The 17,322-nt window shown below is 69.2% G+C and carries 17 protein-coding genes and 1 pseudogene; 9 read left to right on the forward strand and 9 right to left on the reverse strand.

The window, feature by feature from the left end:
• Positions 1-27: 27 nt before the first annotated feature.
• The gene (gene gabT, locus ABZ909_RS24800; RefSeq protein WP_357003532.1) at positions 28-1,371 is read right to left on the reverse strand and encodes a 4-aminobutyrate--2-oxoglutarate transaminase; all 1,344 of its coding nucleotides are present in this window, start codon (positions 1,369-1,371) and stop codon (positions 28-30) included.
• 123 nt (positions 1,372-1,494) lie between these two features.
• On the opposite strand from gabT, the gene ABZ909_RS24805 reads away from it, so the two are divergent.
• The gene (locus ABZ909_RS24805; protein ID WP_357003534.1) at positions 1,495-2,997 is read left to right on the forward strand and encodes a PucR family transcriptional regulator ligand-binding domain-containing protein; all 1,503 of its coding nucleotides are present in this window, start codon (positions 1,495-1,497) and stop codon (positions 2,995-2,997) included.
• Positions 2,998-3,200: 203 nt separating this feature from the next.
• On the opposite strand, the gene ABZ909_RS24810 is transcribed toward ABZ909_RS24805, so the two are convergent.
• The 8 genes from ABZ909_RS24810 to ABZ909_RS24845 form a co-directional block, all read right to left on the reverse strand.
• A complete protein-coding gene (locus tag ABZ909_RS24810) occupies positions 3,201-3,464 on the reverse strand; it encodes a GlsB/YeaQ/YmgE family stress response membrane protein (RefSeq protein WP_357003536.1) in 264 nt (87 codons plus the stop codon).
• A gap of 212 nt (positions 3,465-3,676) precedes the next feature.
• On the reverse strand, positions 3,677-4,864 hold the full coding sequence (locus tag ABZ909_RS24815) for a cytochrome P450 (protein WP_357003538.1): 1,188 nt from the start codon (positions 4,862-4,864) through the stop codon (positions 3,677-3,679).
• A 35-nt stretch (positions 4,865-4,899) separates the two neighbouring features.
• The gene (locus tag ABZ909_RS24820) at positions 4,900-6,162 is read right to left on the reverse strand and encodes a cytochrome P450 (protein ID WP_357003540.1); all 1,263 of its coding nucleotides are present in this window, start codon (positions 6,160-6,162) and stop codon (positions 4,900-4,902) included.
• Positions 6,159-6,704, reverse strand: coding sequence for an ATP/GTP-binding protein (locus tag ABZ909_RS24825; RefSeq protein ID WP_357003956.1), 546 nt, complete (start codon positions 6,702-6,704; stop codon positions 6,159-6,161). Before ABZ909_RS24825 ends, ABZ909_RS24820 begins: the two co-directional genes overlap by 4 nt.
• A 76-nt stretch (positions 6,705-6,780) precedes the next feature.
• The gene (locus tag ABZ909_RS24830; protein ID WP_357003542.1) at positions 6,781-7,134 is read right to left on the reverse strand and encodes a DUF742 domain-containing protein; all 354 of its coding nucleotides are present in this window, start codon (positions 7,132-7,134) and stop codon (positions 6,781-6,783) included.
• Positions 7,131-7,544, reverse strand: a complete 414-nt coding sequence (locus ABZ909_RS24835) for a roadblock/LC7 domain-containing protein (RefSeq protein WP_357003544.1) — start codon at positions 7,542-7,544, stop codon at positions 7,131-7,133. Before ABZ909_RS24835 ends, ABZ909_RS24830 begins: the two co-directional genes overlap by 4 nt.
• Positions 7,541-8,965, reverse strand: a complete 1,425-nt coding sequence (locus ABZ909_RS24840) for an ATP-binding protein (RefSeq protein ID WP_357003546.1) — start codon at positions 8,963-8,965, stop codon at positions 7,541-7,543. The genes ABZ909_RS24835 and ABZ909_RS24840 overlap by 4 nt, the downstream gene beginning before the upstream one ends.
• 201 nt (positions 8,966-9,166) lie before the next feature.
• Positions 9,167-9,799, reverse strand: a complete 633-nt coding sequence (locus ABZ909_RS24845) for a TMEM175 family protein (RefSeq protein ID WP_357003548.1) — start codon at positions 9,797-9,799, stop codon at positions 9,167-9,169.
• A gap of 196 nt (positions 9,800-9,995) precedes the next feature.
• Here ABZ909_RS24845 and ABZ909_RS24850 point away from each other — a divergent pair, with 196 nt between their 5' ends.
• The 8 genes and pseudogenes from ABZ909_RS24850 (at position 9,996) to ABZ909_RS24885 (ending at position 17,308) form a co-directional block, all read left to right on the forward strand.
• Positions 9,996-10,985, forward strand: coding sequence for a zinc-binding dehydrogenase (locus ABZ909_RS24850; RefSeq protein ID WP_357003550.1), 990 nt, complete (start codon positions 9,996-9,998; stop codon positions 10,983-10,985).
• Between the two features lie 80 nt (positions 10,986-11,065).
• Entirely contained in the window at positions 11,066-11,797 is a 732-nt protein-coding gene (locus ABZ909_RS24855) for a hypothetical protein (RefSeq protein WP_357003552.1), read from the forward strand.
• 99 nt (positions 11,798-11,896) lie between these two features.
• Positions 11,897-12,481: a TetR/AcrR family transcriptional regulator gene (locus tag ABZ909_RS24860; RefSeq protein ID WP_357003554.1), complete on the forward strand. Its 585-nt coding sequence runs from the start codon at positions 11,897-11,899 to the stop codon at positions 12,479-12,481.
• Positions 12,478-13,902, forward strand: a complete 1,425-nt coding sequence (locus ABZ909_RS24865; RefSeq protein WP_357003556.1) for an MFS transporter — start codon at positions 12,478-12,480, stop codon at positions 13,900-13,902. Before ABZ909_RS24860 ends, ABZ909_RS24865 begins: the two co-directional genes overlap by 4 nt.
• A 52-nt stretch (positions 13,903-13,954) precedes the next feature.
• Positions 13,955-14,053: pseudogene (locus ABZ909_RS24870) on the forward strand (undecaprenyl-diphosphatase); the annotation flags it as partial.
• Positions 14,054-14,366: 313 nt separating this feature from the next.
• Entirely contained in the window at positions 14,367-15,272 is a 906-nt protein-coding gene (locus ABZ909_RS24875; RefSeq protein ID WP_357003558.1) for a DMT family transporter, read from the forward strand.
• A 250-nt stretch (positions 15,273-15,522) separates the two neighbouring features.
• The gene (locus tag ABZ909_RS24880) at positions 15,523-16,899 is read left to right on the forward strand and encodes an MFS transporter (RefSeq protein ID WP_357003560.1); all 1,377 of its coding nucleotides are present in this window, start codon (positions 15,523-15,525) and stop codon (positions 16,897-16,899) included.
• Positions 16,889-17,308 carry a MarR family transcriptional regulator gene (locus ABZ909_RS24885; RefSeq protein WP_357003562.1) on the forward strand — a complete coding sequence of 140 codons (420 nt, stop codon included), beginning with the start codon at positions 16,889-16,891 and terminating at the stop codon, positions 17,306-17,308. The genes ABZ909_RS24880 and ABZ909_RS24885 overlap by 11 nt, the downstream gene beginning before the upstream one ends.
• Positions 17,309-17,322 lie beyond the last annotated feature (14 nt).

Genomic DNA, 17,322 nt, shown 5'->3' on the forward strand with positions numbered 1-17,322 from the left:
TCTCCTCATACTCAACGGATTTCGAACTCAGCGGGTCAGATCCCGCACCGTCTCGGACAACACCTCGAGACCCTCGGCGAGCAGGTCGTCGCCGATCACCAGCGGGGGCAGCAGCCGGATGACGTTTCCGTAGGTGCCGCAGGTGAGCAGCACCACGCCGCGCGAGAGCGCCTCGGCGGCAATGGCTTTGGTGAGTTCCGGATCGGGGGTATCGGTGCCGGGCCGGACCAGCTCGACGGCGATCATCGCGCCCCGGCCCCGTACGTCACCGATCACGCCGGTCGCGGCGGCCAGCTCGCGCAGCCGCGGCCCGGCGGCCGCCTCGATGGCCCGCGCCCGGGCCGGCAGATCCAGCGACCGCATCACCTCGATGCTGGCCAGCGCCGCCGCGCACGCCACCGGATTGCCGCCGTAGGTGCCGCCCAGCCCGCCCGGATGCACCGCGTCCAGCAGCTCGGCCCGGCCGGTGATGGCCGACAACGGCATGCCGCCGGCAATGCCCTTGGCCATGGTGACGATGTCCGGCTCGACGCCCTCGTGCTCGCTCGCGAACCACGCTCCGGTGCGGGCGAATCCGGTCTGCACCTCGTCGGCGATGAACACCACCCCGTGCTCGCGGGCCCAGTTCGCCAGCGTGGCAAGGAATCCCGGGGCGGGCACGATGAATCCGCCCTCGCCCTGGATCGGCTCGATGACGATCGCGGCCAGCGAATCGGCCCCGATCTGCACCTCGATCCGCGAAATCGCCTGCCGCGCCGCCTGTTCCCCGGTCAGCCCCGGCTCGTCGCGGTACGGGTAGGACGTGGGCATGCGGTGGATGTCCGGTGCGAACGGGCCGAAATGCGCCTTGTACGGCATGGATTTCGCGGTCAGCGCCATGGTCAGGTTGGTGCGGCCGTGATAGGCGTGATCGAACGCGACCACCGCCGGCCGGCCGGTCGCCAGCCGCGCCACCTTGACCGCGTTCTCCACCGCCTCCGCGCCCGAGTTGAACAGCACCGTCCGCTTGTCGAAGGCGCCGGGCGTGAGCGCGGCCAGTTCCTCGGCCACGCGGATGTAGTTCTCGTACGGAGTCACCATGAAGCAGGTGTGGGTGAACCGCGCCGCCTGCTCGGCGACCGCAGCCGCGACCTCCGGATGGGACGCGCCGACGGTGGTGACCGCGATGCCCGAGCCCAGATCGATCAGCGAATTCCCGTCCACGTCGACAATGACCCCGCCGTCGGCGTCGGCCGCGTACACCGGCACCGACGATCCGACCCCGGCCGCCACGGCCGCCGTCCGGCGCGCGGTGAGCGTCCGTGAACGCGGGCCCGGTAACTCCGTGACGAGGTCGCGACGCTGTGGCAGGCGGTAGTCGATCGAGGGCATGCGGAATTCTCCCGGTCGAGGGTCGGTGGCACCTGTCATCAGTCTGCGCCACCGCACCCGCGATCACCCGTGCCGAATTGGGAAACACGCCGGACCGGAATCGCCCATTTGTACACTCGGCCGATGTCCGTTTCCATTGGCTGGGTGCTGGCCCAGCCCGACCTCGCGGTCCGGTTGCGCGGCGGGGCCGCCGGCGTGCGCCGCGAGATCGATCTCGTCGTCACCACCGAACTGGACAACCCGTTCCGTTGGCTCTCCGGCGGCGAACTGGTGCTCACCACCGGCATGCGGCTGCCACCCGACGGACCCGGGCGTGCCGAGTACGTGCGCGGGCTGGATCGGTGCGGGGTCGCGGGCATCGGCTTCGGCATCGGCCTTACCCACGACGAGGTGCCGCCGGAACTGATCGAGGCCGCCGACGAGGTCGGCATCCCCCTGTTCGAAGTGCCCCTCGCGACGGCATTCGCCGCGATCGTGAGGCACGTGTCGGCCCGCATCGCCGAACTCCGCTACGACGCCGTGCTGCGCGCCGGTCGGGTGCAACCGCGCATGACTCGGGCACTCATCCGATCCGGCAGCCGGGTCATGGTGCGGGAACTGGCGAACTCGCTCGGTGCGACCGTGCTGGTGCTCGGCCCCGCCGGGACCGTGATCGATTGCCACCCGGCGCGACCCGCGCCCGCCCTGCTCGCCCGCGTCCGGACCGTGCTGTCCCGCGGCCCGGCCGGCGCCGGGGTGTACACCGACGACTCCGGCGTGATCACCCATCAGCAGATCGGCATCGGCCGCCGCCACCACGGCGATCTTGTCGTGGTGAGCGAGACCCCGCTCGAGCACGTGGACCAGATCCTGCTCGGCCACGCCAATTCCCTGCTGGCCCTGGATTTCGAGCAGCCGGCCCGGCTGCACGAGACGCAGCATCGGCTCAATACTCAAGCGCTGGGCCTGCTGCTGGGCGCGCCCGCCGATCCGGCCCCGGCCTGGGAGCAGCTCGACCATGCTGCCGATGCGCACGGACGCATCAGAGTCCTGGTCGCCGAGTGTGATTCGCTGGACGCCGCCGACTCCGCGCACACGGCCCTCTCCGACGCCGTGCTCGCGGCCGGCCTTCCGCTGTTCCTGCACCAGGATTCGAACCGCGTACTGATCGTGCTGCCCGCCGACACCGCGGTTCCCGCCATCGACCGCCCCGAAACACTGGGCACCGCACGAAAATTCATCCGCCTCGGCCTGTCCGGCCCCCATCCGGTCCGTGACCTCCGCGCCGCCGCCGACTCCGCCCACCTGGCCGCCGCGGCCGCCGAGCGCGGCGCCCCGCCCACCGATGTCACCACCCTGACACTGCTCTCCATCCCCGTCACCCGCGACGCCCTCGCCACCCTGGCCGGCACCCTGCTCACCCCCCTCCGCGACCACGACCGCCACCAGCACACCGCTCTCATCCCCACCCTCCGCGCCTTCCTCGAAGCCAATGGCCACTGGGAATCCGCCGCCGCCACCCTCGGCATCCACCGCCACACCCTCCGCAAACGCATCACCACCGCCGCCACCCTCCTCGACCGCAACCTCGACAACGCCCGGACCCGAGCCGAACTCCTCCTTGTCCTCCTCGCCGAACCCGATTGATGGTCGGGTCGGCGCCTGCTATCTTTCTATGTATCTACTTAGTAGATACATAGAAGAGCTCGGTCCGTGGACCACCTGCGGCTGAGGGCGCCGTGGGGACGGGATTGTGCGGACCCTCATCACGCGCAAGGCTGTCGGCACGCGAGGGGCGGGGCCGCGAATCAGCGGCCCCGCCCCTCGGTCGTATTCGGTTGTGCGGCAGGTCAGACGCGGGCTCTGATCCACTTGTAGACGACCAGCACCACGATGGCGCCGACGATGGCGCCGAGGAAGGTGTGCTGGACCGGGGGATGGACGCTGAACTTGTGGGGGGCGAAGACCAGACTGCCCAGAGTGCCGCCGACGTAACCGCCGATGATGCCGAGGACGGCGGTCCAGATGATGCCGAAATCCTCCTTGCCCGGAACCAGAAGGCGGGCGATCGCGCCCGCGATGAGGCCGATGATGATCATCGTGATGATGCCCATGGCACACTCCTTGCCTCGAGGTGGCGCATTCGAAGGTAGCAGGGCCGACGCCCGAAATGAGCGTGTCGCAATACACCAGCGTGCGCGTTTCGTCCCCGGGGCCGTCTTCAGGAGGTGGACCGAATCCGGCATGCGCCCGTGGCCCGCCCGGGCCGTGGCCATCGGGTCGTGATCGTGCGGTCCGGGCAGCCGTCCGCGCGCCGAATCCCGGCTCAGCTCAGGCGGATCGGCAGGGCGGCGATGTCGTTCTGGGTCATGACCGGCAGGTTGACGATCTCCTCGACCGGGGTGGCCAGCCGCAGATCCGGGAAGCGGTCGAACAGGGCGGGCAGCGCGATAGCCGCTTCGAGACGGGCCAGCGCCGCGCCCGGGCAGATGTGCGGGCCGTATCCGAAGGAGATATTGCGGTGCGCGCTCGGCCGGGTGATGTCGAAATCGTCTGCGTCCTCGCCGAAGACCGCGGTGTCGCGGCCGATGGCACGGTAGGACATGACCACGCCCTCACCCTGCTCGATCACGGTGCCGCCGACGGTGATGTCCTCGGTGGCGAAGCGCATGAGCAGGTGGGTGACCGGGCCGTCCCAGCGCAGCGTCTCCTCGATGACCTGCTTCCACTCCACCTCCTCCGAGCGCACCCGGGCCAGCTGTTCGGGCCGGGTCAGCAAGGCGCGCACCGCGTTCAGGATCAGGCTCACGGTGGTCTCGTGCCCGGCGGCGACCAGTGCCTTCAGATTGCCGACCACCTCCTCCTCGGTGAGCGGCTCGCCGCCCTCGTCGGCCAGGATGAGCGCGCTGGTGAGATCGTCGCCGGGCTCGGCGGTCTTGCGGCGGACCATCTCGGTGAAGTAGACGTCCATGTCCTCGATGATCTGCAGGCGCTCGTCCTGCGGGGTGACCATGGAGAAGAACTTCTTGTACCAGTCCAGCAGCATCGGGTGGTCTGCGCGCGGCACCCCCATGAGCTCGGAGATCACCCGCATGGGCAGCGGATAGGCGACGACCTGCTTGAGATCCACCACCGCGCCGTCCCGGCCGGCCTCGTCCAGATCGTCGAGCAGCTCCTTGGTGAGCCGTTCGATGGTGGGGCGCAAGGCTTCCAGACGGCGCGAGGTCAGCGCCTGGGTGGTCTTGATGCGCAGGCGGCGATGCTCCGGGCCGTCCACGGTGAACATGGAGCGGCCGGCGTCGATCATGCCGATCAGCGGCCACTGCCGGGTGACGACGCCGTCCCGCCACAGCTTCCAGGCATTGATGTCCTTGACCAGCCTGGTGTCGGTGAGCAATTGGCGGGCGATGGTGTGGTCGGTGATCGTCCAGGCGGGGGCGCCGAGCAGATCGATCCGGGTGATCGCCCCGGCGGCGCGCAGGCGGGTGGTCTCGCCGGCCAGATCACCCACCATCGGGTCTATAGAAATCGCATGCGGGCAGGGGGAACTCACTGGAAACCTCCGAGAGCACGAACAGGAGTGAAAACAACAGGAAGGGAAGTCATTCCGCGCAGGAACGGCGACGGCCGTCGCACCAGGTTCTGCGCGGGCACCGCCAGATCGATGTCCGGGAGTCGGTCCAGCAGCACCTCGATTCCGGTGCGCGCCACCACCTCCGCGATCTGCTGCGCCGGGAACGGGCAGCGGTACTCGCCGTGGCTGAACGCGAAGTGCGCATTGTTGCCGGTGTGGGTGGCGGCATCGCCGACCGCCTGGCGCACATGCGGATCGGTGTTCGCGGCGGCCAGCCCGAGCAGCAGCAGGTCGCCCGCGCGAATCGTCCGGTCCGCCAGGCGCGTATCACGCGCGGCCCAGCGGCCGGCCAGGATCGAGGTGGGGGAGTCCTCCCACAGCACCTCGTTCATCGCCTGATCCACACTGCGCCGCCCTCCGCCCAGCGCGGCCGCGAACCGGTCGTCGGTGAGCATCAGGCGCACCGAATTGACCAGCCAGTCCGCGGTCGGCAGGTGTCCCGCGGCCGTCACGGCCATCAGGTCGTTGACGTACTCCTCGTCGGTGAACGGCGCCGGGAAGGCCAGCATGCGTGAGACCAGATCATCGCCCGGCGCGGTCTTCTTCACCGCCAGCAGATGCTGGATGTACTGCATGAACTGCAGGTGCGCCGCCTGCGCGTCCGCGCCGCCGTCGGCCATCACCTTCATGGCCCGCGCCAGCCCGGGACCCTCCGCGTCGGGAATGCCCAGCAGCCAGGCCAGGACGAGCACGGGCAGCGGTTCGGCGAACTCGCCCACCAGATCGGCCTGACCGCGACCACAGAAGGAGTCGATCAGCCGATCGGCCAAACCCTCACAGACCCGGCGCAATTCGAACGGATCCACGGATTCCAGCGCGGGCTCGACCATGGCCAGGTGCCGCCGATGCTCTGCGCCCGCCGTGAAATAGATCGACGGCATGGGCGAGCCGACCATGGGCAGCAGCGGCCAGTCGGGTGGGATATTCGGCCACTGATTCCACAGGCTGACATCGCGGGGGAACAGTTCGGGAGAACTGGTGACCTGGTGCATCTCTCGATACCCCAGCACCAGCCACGCCGGAATCCCGCCGGGCAACTCGACCGCGGCCACCGGCCCGTGGTCGCGGCGCATCTCCCGGTACAGCGAGTGCGGATCGGTGTGGAAGCGGGGGCCGCTCAACGGCACCACGCCGGGCTCGTGGGGCACGGGGCAGGAACCCGGCGCGGGCGAGGTCATGCGGGATTCCTCCAAAGCGCGGTCTCCGGGTGGTAGAGGTATTCGACCAGGGCGATCAGGACGTTCTTGCAGGAGTCGCGGTCGCGCGCGTCGCAGTCGAGCAGCCGGATGTGCGGGTCCAGATCCAGCGCCTCGCGCACCGCGGGCAGGGCCGGTCCGGGTCCGAAGTTGTTGCACGCCACGATGAATGGGGTGCGCTGGTGCTCGAGCCGGTCGATGGCGTACCACGAGTCGGCGATCCGCCGCTGATCCACCAGCACGATGGCGCCCAGCGCGCCCGCGAACAGGCGGTCCCACAGGAACCAGAAGCGTTCCTGGCCGGGCGCGCCGAAGAGGTACAGCACGTGCTCGGTGTCGATGGTGATGCGGCCGAAGTCGAAAGCCACCGTGGTGGTGGTCTTTCCGGGCACGCCCGCGGGATCGTCGACGCCCTGGCCGGCCTGGGTCATGGTGGCCTCGGTGTCCAGGGGACGGATCTCGCTGATCGAGCGGACCATGGTGGTCTTGCCGACGCCGAAGCCGCCCACGATCACGATCTTCAGGCCCTGCCGGGCATCGGCGTGCAGCGGGGCGTCGGCGCGGGCCGGACGCGGGTCTTCGGTGCCGGCGCACCGGATGTCAGAGCTTACGGAGTCCAACGAGCACCTTTTCCAGCATGTCGGTATCGGGCAGCGAATTCCATTGCCGCGCGGCGTGATCCGGGTGCCGCACCGTGATCTTGCCCGCGTGCAGCAGGTCCGACAGCAGGATGACGGTGATGCCGACCGGCAGCCGCAGCTCGGCCGCGATCTCCACCACCGCGGTCGGCGCGCGGCACATGTCGAGGATGGCGGCATGCTCGGACTGCATGCCGCGCACCGGATCGCATTCACTGACCACCAGGGTCACCAGATCGAACGCGTCCGAATCCGGTTGGCTGCGACCACCGGTCAGCGTGTACAGCCGATCCGGATCCTCGTCTGGCCTGGTCACGACACGCTCGCCCCCGGTACCCGCGGTGCGGCGGCCAGATGCTCGCCGAGCTGCTCGACCAGCTCCCGCATCGTGTGGCCGACCAGCCCGGCGTCGGCGTCCTCCGCGGCCACCACCGCGATGTGCGCTCCCACCCCGGCCTCCACGATGAACAGGATCCCCCCGTAGAACTCGGTCATCGACTGGCGCACCCCGCCCCGCCCGTCCCCGAACTCCACCGAGGCCCCGTGTGAAAGACTCTGGATCCCAGCGGCGATCGCCGCGAGTTGATCCGCGCTGTCGTTCTCCAACCCGGCTGTATGACAGATCTTCAACCCGTCGCCCGACAGCAGTAGCGCATGCCGCGCCCGCGGCGTACGCGCCAGCAGTTGCTCGAGCAGCCAACCCAGATGTGCGGCGGAGGGTGTCATCGATCGGTCTCCGAAGGGGTCGTAGGGGCGGAGAATGAGTTCGTCGTGAAGGCGCGTTGGAAGGCGGCCATGGCCGAGGGCGCGGACGGCGCACGCGGGGCCTCGGATCGCGCCGGGCCGGATAGGCCGTCCGGATGGACGGCGGCCAGGGTGCTGCCGCGGCGGCGCTTGGGGAGGCCGCTGGAAGTCGCTGTGTACTGGTCGATTTCGGTCTGGGTCGGGGTGGTGGAGGCGAAGGCGGGCTTCGGCGGCGGGGCCGTTTCGGGCGCGGTGGCGACATCCCTCGCCGGGGTGTCGGGGTGCGGGCGGGTGGTGACCGGGGTGAGGCGGCCGAAGGTGCCGGACTGGCGTTCCAGACGGGCGGTGAGTTCGCGGGGGATGACGACCACCACGGCGGTGCCGCCGATGGCGGAGGGGCGGTAGCTGACGGTGAGGTCGTGTTTGCGGGCCAGGTGGCCGACCACGGCCAGGCCGAGGCGGGTGCCGGAGAGAGCGGAGAGGTCGGAGCCGGCGCGGGGGCCGGAGACGGCGGATTCGGCTCGCCGGAGGGCGGATTCGCTCATGGCGAGGCCGGAGTCCTCGATGGTGATGACCACACCGGCGGGGACCTCGGCGGCGTAGACGTGGACCTCGGTGGTGGGCGGGGAGAAGTTGCAGGCGTTGTCGAGCAACTCGGCCAGGGCATGCATGACGCCCTCGGCGGCGTGGCCCACGATGGCGATCTCGGTGATCGCACGCAGGCGCACGCGCTGGTAGCCCGCGACCCGGCCCATGGCGCCGCGCAGGATCGATTCCATGGCAATGGGTTTCGCCCACCGGCGGCCCGAACGCGCACCGCTGAGCACCGCGATGTTGTCGGCCAGTCGGCCCGCCTGCGCGGTGCGGTGGTCCAGTTCCAGCAGGTCGGCCAGCACCTTCGGGTCGGCGTGCCGGTGTTCCATCTCGCGCAGCTCCGCCAGCATGCTGGTGCTCATGGCCTGCATGCGCCCCGCCGCGCCGGCGAACGCGGCCATGGCGGCGGCGCGGCGACTCTCGCTCTCCTTGGCGGCGTGGGCCGCTGCCGCGACCTCTTCGCCGATGCCGCGAATCCTGGCCTCGGACTCGGTTATTCGTGCCTGAGCGGCGGAAATGGTCGCGGCCACATGGGCATCGGCCTGCACGGAGTAGGTCAGTGCCTCCTGCCGCACCGCCTGCACCCGGCCCCGGTAGTAGGCGGCGGCCGTCACGGCGGCCGTCAGCAACAGCGCAGCCACGCTCGCGCCGATAGCCAGCGGCACCCGGAAATCGGTGGGAGAGTAGAAGACCGCGGCCGCCACCGCGCCCGCGCTGAGAGCCAGGGTTCCGGCCAATGTGGACAGGGGCGGTCGCTGTCGCAGGACGGGTTGCTGCCCCCCGCCCGGCGGATTCACTGATTCCGACACGCTCCGCACTTCCGCACCGATGTCCACCAGGGCGAGTGCCCCGATACCCCCAACCGCACCCGCGTGCGGGATCCGTGCCAAATGCCCGGACCGGCAAGCGGATTCGGATCTGCCGGACGCAGCATAAGCGCACCGGGCGGGCCGCGCCACCCGAGCGAGAACCCCCTGGCAATCACGAGTCCCGGTGAGCGGGACGACGGTTCAGACGCGGGCGAAGACCTGCGGGCGCGTACTCAGGTACCCGTAGCCCAGCACCGCCACCAGATAGAGCAGCAACGCCGCCGCGGGCAGTGCCAGCCCGATGGCCGCGATCAGGTCGAAGCTCACGAACCCGATCACCGCCTGCAGGCTCTCCCGCCGCGCGTACTCGGCATCGTAGCCGGGTTCGAACAGATCGGGGTTGCGGCGCAGGGCAATCCACATCACGAACCAGGCCGCCGCCTGCGCCGCACCCACCACGCCGTAGAAGGCGGTCGCCACCTTGCCATTCCAGCCCCCGTCCTCCAGATGATGGGCCAGCACGGTCGTCGGGAACGGCAGGAACGCCACCGTCAGGAGCAACAGCAGATTGCCGCAGTGCAGCAGCCCGTCCATCCGCCGAACCCGGCCGAAGAAGCGGTGGTGGCACAGCCAGATCACGCCGATGGTGAGAAACGATCCGCCATAGGCGAGGTAGCTCGGCCACAGCCCGGTCAGCTCATGCCACAGCGAGCCGTCATCGGTCTCCGGAATGCGAATCTCGAGCACGAGCAGGGTGATCGCGATGGCCATGACGCCGTCGCTGAAGGCTTCCACGCGGGTGGTGTCGGAAAGCCGCGATTCGGGGTACTGCATGCGGTCATTATCGAGTGCGGGTGGCGGGTTCGATGTTTTCGAGTTCCTGTTTTGCGCACGCCGTCTCGGGATGTCCAGGAATCACCCGTGGTTCGCCCAGAGCGGAATCACGGCCCGCCCGCTTGACCTCAACATAAGTTGAGGTTCGATCCTGGAGTCATCGACACCCCGTCGAAAGCGAGAGGGAGGCAACGAGATGCGTGTAGTGCAGGCCGAGGAGTTCGGTGGACCCGACGTGCTGACCGTGCGGCAGGTCGCGGATCCGGTCGCCGGTCCGGGCGAAGTGGTGGTGCGGGTCGCGGCCGCCGACGTCATGTTCCTGGACACGACAATGCGCAGTGGCCGGGCGCGCGAATTCTTCCCCGTCGAACCTCCGTTCGTGCCCGGCGGCGCGGTCACGGGGACGGTCGAATCGGTCGGGCCCGACGTGGACCCCGCGTGGGTCGGCAAGCGGGTCGCCACCCCGACGGCGGCCAGCGGCATCGGCGGTGGCCTGCCCATCGGCGGTTATGCCGAACTGGCCCTGGCCAAGGCCGGCACCCTGGCCGTCATCCCGGACGAACTGAGCTTCGAGCAGGCCGCCGCCCTCGTGCACGACGGACGCACCGTGCTCGCGGTCGCCGACCGCGCCGCGATCCAACCGGATCAGTGGGTGCTGATCACCGCCGCCGCGGGCGGTCTGGGCACCCTGCTCATCCAGCTGGCCCGCGCGGCCGGCGCGCAGGTCATCGCCGCCGCGCGCGGGGAGGCGAAACTCGCTCTGGCGCAACGGCTCGGCGCGCACGAGGTGGTCGACTACTCGAAACCCGGCTGGGCCGAGCAGGTCCGGGAACGGACCGGCGGCGTGCAGGTGGTCCTCGACGGCGCGGGCGGCGACATCGGCCGCGCCGCCCTGGCCGCCACCGCTCCCGGCGGCCTGCTCATCGCCTACGGCAACTCGGCCGGCGGCTTCGCCGCGATCGACGCGGAATCCGCTGCCGCCCAGGGCATCACCATCGTCTCCCTGTTCGAGATCGCGACCCCCGAGACCGACTGGCTCACCCTGCACGACCGCGCCCAGGCCGAGGTCGCCTCCGGTCGCCTCGAGGTCGTCATCGGCCAGACCTTCCCCCTCGATCAGGCCGCAGCCGCGCACACCGCCATCGGCTCCCGCGCCGCCGTCGGCCGGACCATCCTCACGGTCTGAGAGTCATCGGCGTGTCGTGGATCCCCGCCCGGCTTCGGAGCGCAAGGTGGCATCGGGCGGAACGCGACGCGGAGGTGGTGATGGGTACGAGAGCCGGTGCGGTCGCGGCCGTGGTGGCGGGGGTCTGGATGGCCGTGGTGGGCGCCGCGTGCGCACAGCCGGGCTTCGACCCGGGAATCCCGCAGTACCTCCACGTTCCGCCGCGCACCGCGCTCTCGGTGCGCACGCTGGCGCCGGGCGCGGGCTGGGGCACCGACAACGAGACCGAGGAGCGCGGGGCCCTGTCCATCGCCAAGCTGTTCATGGCGGATTTCGCTCTGCGGCACGGCGACGGCTCGGCCGAGGATCGCGAGCTGGGCGAGCGCATGGTCCGCAAGTCCGACGACGCGGCCGCCGACCGGATCGCGGCGAAGTACCCGTATGCCATCGACGCGATCGCCCAGGAGTACGGCCTGCGCGCCACCCACGGCGCCGGCGGCTGGGCACTGTCGACCACCAGCGTCGCCGACGTGGCCGACTTCCTGGCCGCGAAACTTCGCGACGAACCCGACAGCCCGATCCTGGCCTGGATGGAACAGCCCAGCGATCGGGCGGCCGACGGCACCCGCCAGGACTGGGGCACCGCGCGACTGCCGCAGGTGTACGGAACCAAGTGGGGCTGGTCCGATGTCGGCGCTCCGGAAGTGGCATCGGTGTCCTTCGGTCCCGGATTCACCGTCGCCGCCCACACCTACGGCACCCCCGACCAGCAGACCGAGGATGTGCTCGGCGTGTTGTCTGCCGTGACGGCCCCGGCGACTGCCAAACACTGACCGCCCCAGCTGAGGCGCGACCGGATGTCGACCGCGCCCGCGGAGACGTAGTTCATAGTTAGTAGTTAGTGGTTGGTAACCAGTGATAAATTCGCCGCCATGAAGTCGTCGTCGGTCGAGCGAATGTCGAGACAGCAGCGGCGCGAGCAACTGCTGGGGTTGGCGGCGGAGGAGTTCGCCAGGGCCGGATTACATGGCACCTCGACAGAAGCCCTCGCCCGGCGTGCCGGGATAACCCAGACCTATGTGTTCCGTCTGTTCGGGTCGAAGAAGGCGTTGTTCGTCGAGGTTGTGCGACGGGCATTCGATCGGCTCATCGACGGCATGGACCAAGCGGCGGAACAGAACTCGGGGCGGGACGCGCTCGCGGCGATGGGTGAGTTCTACGACCGCGCACTGACCGACCGGACCGCGCTGCTGGTGCAGTTGCAGGCGTTCGCCGCCTGCGGAGATCCAGAAGTGCGCGAGGTGGTGCGCGAAGAGATGGACCGGATGTGGACCGTCACCGCGGAGCGCACCGGACTGCCGCCGGTCGCGGTGAAGACCTTCTTGGCCTACGGCATGTTGCTCAATTCCTCCGCCGCACTCCAGACCGATGAGGTGGACGCGGACTGGGCGCGTGGCCTCCGGACCCGCATCCGGGCCGGACTGTTCGATCATCTGACCGAGGAGAACAACCAATGAGCTCCACCACCACATCCGAGGTCGATCGCGTCGGCGGCCGGGGCACCGCGCTGGTTGCGTCACTGCTGTTCATCGCGTTGGTGGTGGCGGCCATCGGCAGCCTGGGTGCCCCGCTGATCACCGCGGTCGCTCAGGACTACCGGGTGTCGCTGAGCGCCTCGCAATGGACACTGACGGTCACCCTGCTGTCCGGGGCGGTGGCTACCCCGTTGCTCGGGCGGCTCGGCTCGGGCCGCCGACGGCGGTCGGTGATCCTGGCCACGTTGGCTGTCGTGGTGGCAGGCAGCGCGGCCACCGTGGTGCCCGCACCGTTCGCCGTGCTGATCTTCGGCCGCGCCGCACAGGGGGTCGGTCTGGGACTGACGGCGTTGATGATGGCCATTGCTCGCCAATATCTCGGCGAGCGCGCCCCTTCCACGATCGCGATGCTGTCGGTGGCCTCGACGGTCGGCGTCGGGGTCGGCTATCCGGTGGCAGGACTGTTGACTCAGATCGGCGGGGTCCGGGCCGCCTACCTGCTCGGGCTGATCGTCGCGACAGCGGCACTGATCACGGCGGTCGTGGCGGTGCCGAAGGACGCGCCGGATGCGCCACGCGAGGGGGCGATGGATTGGCCGGGTGCCGCACTCTTGTCGGTCGGTTTGGTCGCGGTGCTGGTGGTCACCAGCGAAACGAGCCTGTGGACCAGCGACCCGGTCGCCGCCACGATGATCCTGTCCGCGGGCATCGCGGTGCTGGCGGGCTGGGTGGCCGTGGAACATCGGGCGCGGCGGCCCCTGGTGGACCTGCGTGCGTTGCGGCACCCGGAGGTCGCCACCGCGAACCTCGTCATGGGTGTGTCCGGCGTCGCCATGTATCTGCTGTTCACCCTGATCACCCGCTATGTGCAGACGCCATCCCAGGCCGGCTACGGTTATGCGCTGACCTCGTTCGAGGCAGGTCTGGTGCTGGTTCCGTTCTCCGCGTTGGGATTCCTTGCGGGTCGTCTGGTCCCGCAGCTGAGCCGGCGCATCGGCCCCTTCCCGTTGCTGGCCGTCAGCGGCGCTGTGGTGGCCGGGGCTTGTCTGCTCTTCGCGGCCACCCGGACCTTCGGGGTTGCCTGGCCCATCGTCGCGATGGGCGTGCTCGGCCTAGGGGTCGGTTCGTTCTCCGCCGCGATGCCCCAAGCCATCCTCGCCGTAACTCCGAGCGAGGAAACCGCTGCCGCGATGAGTATCAACCAGGTTGTCCGCTCAGTCGGGTTCTCCATCGGTAGTGCGCTCAGCGGTCTGATGCTCGCCACCTACACCTCGGATGGATCCTTCGCTCCTTCCGAAACCGGCTACACGACGACTTCGTGGATCGGCGTGGCCGTCGCAGCGTCCAGCATCGCGCTCGCTGTCGGTATCAAGTCCACCCGCCGACACGATCACGCTCGCTGAAACACACACGGTTTGTGGCGCAGCCTCGGCTGCTGGTCGCGGACTGGATCGGGGTAGCTGGAAGCGGGTGACCCTGGGCAGATCCGGCAGGGGCGCAACGTATCTGGCCTTCGTGGTGGCGTCGCATGTGGCCACGGCGGTGGCGTTGCTGGGACGTCACGAGGAGGTCCGCGACGTGGGTGCCCGGTGGGATATCCACGGCGAGAAAGATATTCGCGACGGTGTGAAACCGATGTCCCGGCCGTCGAGGCTGGTGCGGCCTGCTCGCTGCCGCCATGCCCGCGCTCGAGGCCGCACCGGGCCTCGGCGGGTCATCGCCGAATACCACTGAGCCAAGCAATCCGACCGGTAGGCTCGCAATGCCGATTACTTCGCATTCGGCTGTGCGGCGGAACATTTGCCGCTGATCGGGTTGGTGGAAGACCGGGTTCGTCGATGACTCCGGAGGAACCGTGCTCGGTGTGGTGCTCGCGTCGACTATGTGGGGTTTGTCGTCGGTTTTCATGAAGGTGGCGCTGCCGGGGATGCCGCCGTTCGGAATCGCGTTCATTCGCGTGTTGCTTTCCGGATTGGTCCTGACACCGGCCGCACTGCTGCGCGCCCGCGGCCGGACCGTGCCCGTGCCCGGCGGGCGTGAGCGCATGCATCTGGCGGTGCTGGCCGTGACCACCGTGGCGTTGCCGTTCTGCCTGACCGCCTGGGCGCAGCAGCACGTCGAAGCCTCCCTGTCGGCCGTGCTACACGCGACGGTCCCACTGTGGACCCTCGGCTTCGCGGTCCTCATGCTGGGGCACCGCCCCGGCCGGCGGCAGCTCGGGGCCGTCGCGATCGGATTGATCGGCGTCGCCGTGCTGGCGGGACTGGGCTCGCGCGACCTGACCGGCTGCTCATGGGGCGGATGCCTGGCCGTGCTCGCCGCGTCGGCGTGCTACGGATTCGGCTGGACCTACATGCGTCGTAACCTGTCTCACCGGCAGCCGCTCTACATCGCGGCCGTCATCCAGGTCAGCGCGCTCCTGTTGCTGCTACCACTGGCGGCCGCCACCACCGACACCGGCCGCGTCGAGCTGACGCCGGTGCGCATCGCGAGCCTGCTCGCCCTGGGCGTGATCAGCACCGCCGGAGCCGAACTGCTGAACTACCGCAATGTCGCCCGGCTGGGCCCCACCACCGCGGCGCTGACCGCGTATCTGATCCCGGTCGTCGGCGTGTCCGCGGGCATCTGCATCCTCCGCGAGCCATTGACGGCGCGGTTGCTGATCGGTGCGGCGATCGTGCTCGGATCCGTGGGACTCGCGGTGCAGCGACGTGACGATCGGAAGAAGCCGCCGGACCGTCACGACCGCCCGAAACCAGCATGGGCAGAATAGAATTCAGCTCAAATACCGGCGCGGAACAATGGAGAGCGTGGCAGGTGGCCAACCGCCGGCCGACTCTCCAGCAAGAACTCCGCAGCATGGCGCATACCGGTAATCGAACCAGATCGCCGTGTTCATGGCTCCGGCTTCGCGGGTGACAACAACGGTCTGTATGTGACAACCAAAACCTGTCGTCACATGTGATCCGTGCCATCGTTGTGACCCCTTGCGCCCGAAACGGTTGTGTATTCACAATCATTGTGTGCTTACAACTGTCGAGGAGCTGGGCTCGCGCCGGAAGACGATCATCCTGATCACCTGCTGTTTGAGCTTGCTGATCTCGTCCATGGACGCGACCATCGTGAATGTCGCCATCCCCACCATCCGCCACGACCTGGGCGCGCCGCTGTCGCGGCTGCAGTGGATCGTCGACGTGTACACGCTCACCCTCGCCAGCCTGCTCATGCTGTCCGGTGCGGCCGCCGATCGATTCGGGCGCAAGCGCGTGTTCCGCATCGGGCTGTTCACCTTCGCGCTCGGTTCGCTGCTGTGCAGCATCGCGCCCACCATCGAGGTCCTCATCGGCGCGCGGTTCGTACAGGCCGTCGGTGGTTCCATGCTGAATCCTGTTGCCATGTCGATCATTACGACCACCTTCACCGGCCGGGTGGAGCGGGCTCGGGCGGTCGGCGTGTGGGGCGCGGTGGTCGGCATCTCGACGGCATTGGGGCCCATGGTCGGTGGCGTGCTCATCGACAGCCTGGGCTGGCAGTCGGTGTTCTGGATCAACCTGCCCATCGTGGCGGTCGCGCTGGCGCTCACCACCGTCTATGTGCCGGAATCGAAGTCGGCCAAGCCGCGCGGCATGGATTCGATCGGGCAGGCGCTGGCGATCGTGGTGCTGTTCACCCTCGTGTACGGCCTGATCGAACGCGAGCCCGCGGTCTTCGTGGTGTCCGCCCTGGCGCTGGCCGGATTCGTGTGGCACGAGGCGCGGCACCCGTCGCCGTTCATCGACCTGCGCTTCTTCCGTAGCTTCCCGTTCTCCTCTGCCACCGTCATCGCGGTCTGCTCGTTCGCCGCGCTGGGCGCGTTCCTGTTCGACATGTCGCTGTATCTGCAAGGGACCCGACACTTCTCGGCCGTGCACACCGGTCTGCTGTACCTGCCGATGGCGCTGGGCATGCTGTTCTTCTCGCCGCTGTCGGGGCGCTTGGTGGGCCGCTACGGCACCCGTCCGTCACTGCTGGCCTCCGGTGCGCTGATGGCGGTGGCGGCGATCGGCCTCACCCTGCTGCACCCGGACACCCCGATCTGGCAGCTGGTCATCACCTTCGCGCTGTTCGGGATCGGCTTCGGCATGGTGAACGCGCCCATCACCACCACCGCGGTGAGCGGCATGCCGCTCGATCGCGCGGGCGCGGCGGCCGCGGTGGCCTCCACCAGCCGCCAGGTCGGCGTGAGTCTCGGTGTGGCACTGTGTGGTGCGCTCACGGGCGCGGGATTGTGGTGGACCATCGCCGGTTTCGCCGTCGCAGTCACCGCGCTGGGTGCGGCCGCCAATACCGACTGGGCGTACCGTTCGCGAGATCGTGTCGCCCCCCTGCTCGAACAGAAGGTTCCCGCTCATGCCGGATGACACGCCCACGACCGATGAGGTCTGGCGGCAGCTCACCCACCTGGTGATGGACACCCGCGACACCTGGAAGCGCGCGGTGGTGGAGCGAACCGGCATGCCGTTCAGCCGGATTCGCATCCTGCGCCGGCTGCTGCCGGGCCCGCTCACCGCCAAGGAGCTGGCACGGGCGGCCACCATGGACGCCCCCGCCACCACGGTCGCGGTCAACGATCTCGAGGAGCGCGGCCTGGTGATCCGCGAGATCGACCCGACCAATCGGCGCTGCAAGCTCATCTCGCTCACCCGCGCGGGCCAGGAGGTGGTGGCCGAGGCCCTCGCCACGCCGGACCCGGCGCCCGCAGAATTGGCCGCCCTGACCCCCGCCGACCTGCGCAGACTCCACGGACTCCTACGCAAACTCGAACACTGACTTACCCGTTCGTG

The sequence above is a fragment of the Nocardia sp. NPDC046763 genome (assembly GCF_040645495.1).
GTDB lineage: Bacteria > Actinomycetota > Actinomycetes > Mycobacteriales > Mycobacteriaceae > Nocardia.

Bases quoted from the DNA above. Each gene is read 5' to 3' on its own strand.
- gabT (WP_357003532.1), bottom strand. From the start codon at position 1,371: ATGCCCTCGATCGACTACCGCCTGCCACAGCGTCGCGACCTCGTCACG.
- ABZ909_RS24805 (WP_357003534.1), top strand. From the start codon at position 1,495: ATGTCCGTTTCCATTGGCTGGGTGCTGGCCCAGCCCGACCTCGCGGTC.
- ABZ909_RS24810 (WP_357003536.1), bottom strand. From the start codon at position 3,464: ATGGGCATCATCACGATGATCATCATCGGCCTCATCGCGGGCGCGATC.
- ABZ909_RS24815 (WP_357003538.1), bottom strand. From the start codon at position 4,864: ATGGTGGGTGATCTGGCCGGCGAGACCACCCGCCTGCGCGCCGCCGGG.
- ABZ909_RS24820 (WP_357003540.1), bottom strand. From the start codon at position 6,162: ATGACCTCGCCCGCGCCGGGTTCCTGCCCCGTGCCCCACGAGCCCGGC.
- ABZ909_RS24835 (WP_357003544.1), bottom strand. From the start codon at position 7,544: ATGACACCCTCCGCCGCACATCTGGGTTGGCTGCTCGAGCAACTGCTG.
- ABZ909_RS24845 (WP_357003548.1), bottom strand. From the start codon at position 9,799: ATGCAGTACCCCGAATCGCGGCTTTCCGACACCACCCGCGTGGAAGCC.
- ABZ909_RS24850 (WP_357003550.1), top strand. From the start codon at position 9,996: ATGCGTGTAGTGCAGGCCGAGGAGTTCGGTGGACCCGACGTGCTGACC.
- ABZ909_RS24855 (WP_357003552.1), top strand. From the start codon at position 11,066: ATGGGTACGAGAGCCGGTGCGGTCGCGGCCGTGGTGGCGGGGGTCTGG.
- ABZ909_RS24860 (WP_357003554.1), top strand. From the start codon at position 11,897: ATGAAGTCGTCGTCGGTCGAGCGAATGTCGAGACAGCAGCGGCGCGAG.
- ABZ909_RS24865 (WP_357003556.1), top strand. From the start codon at position 12,478: ATGAGCTCCACCACCACATCCGAGGTCGATCGCGTCGGCGGCCGGGGC.
- ABZ909_RS24885 (WP_357003562.1), top strand. From the start codon at position 16,889: ATGCCGGATGACACGCCCACGACCGATGAGGTCTGGCGGCAGCTCACC.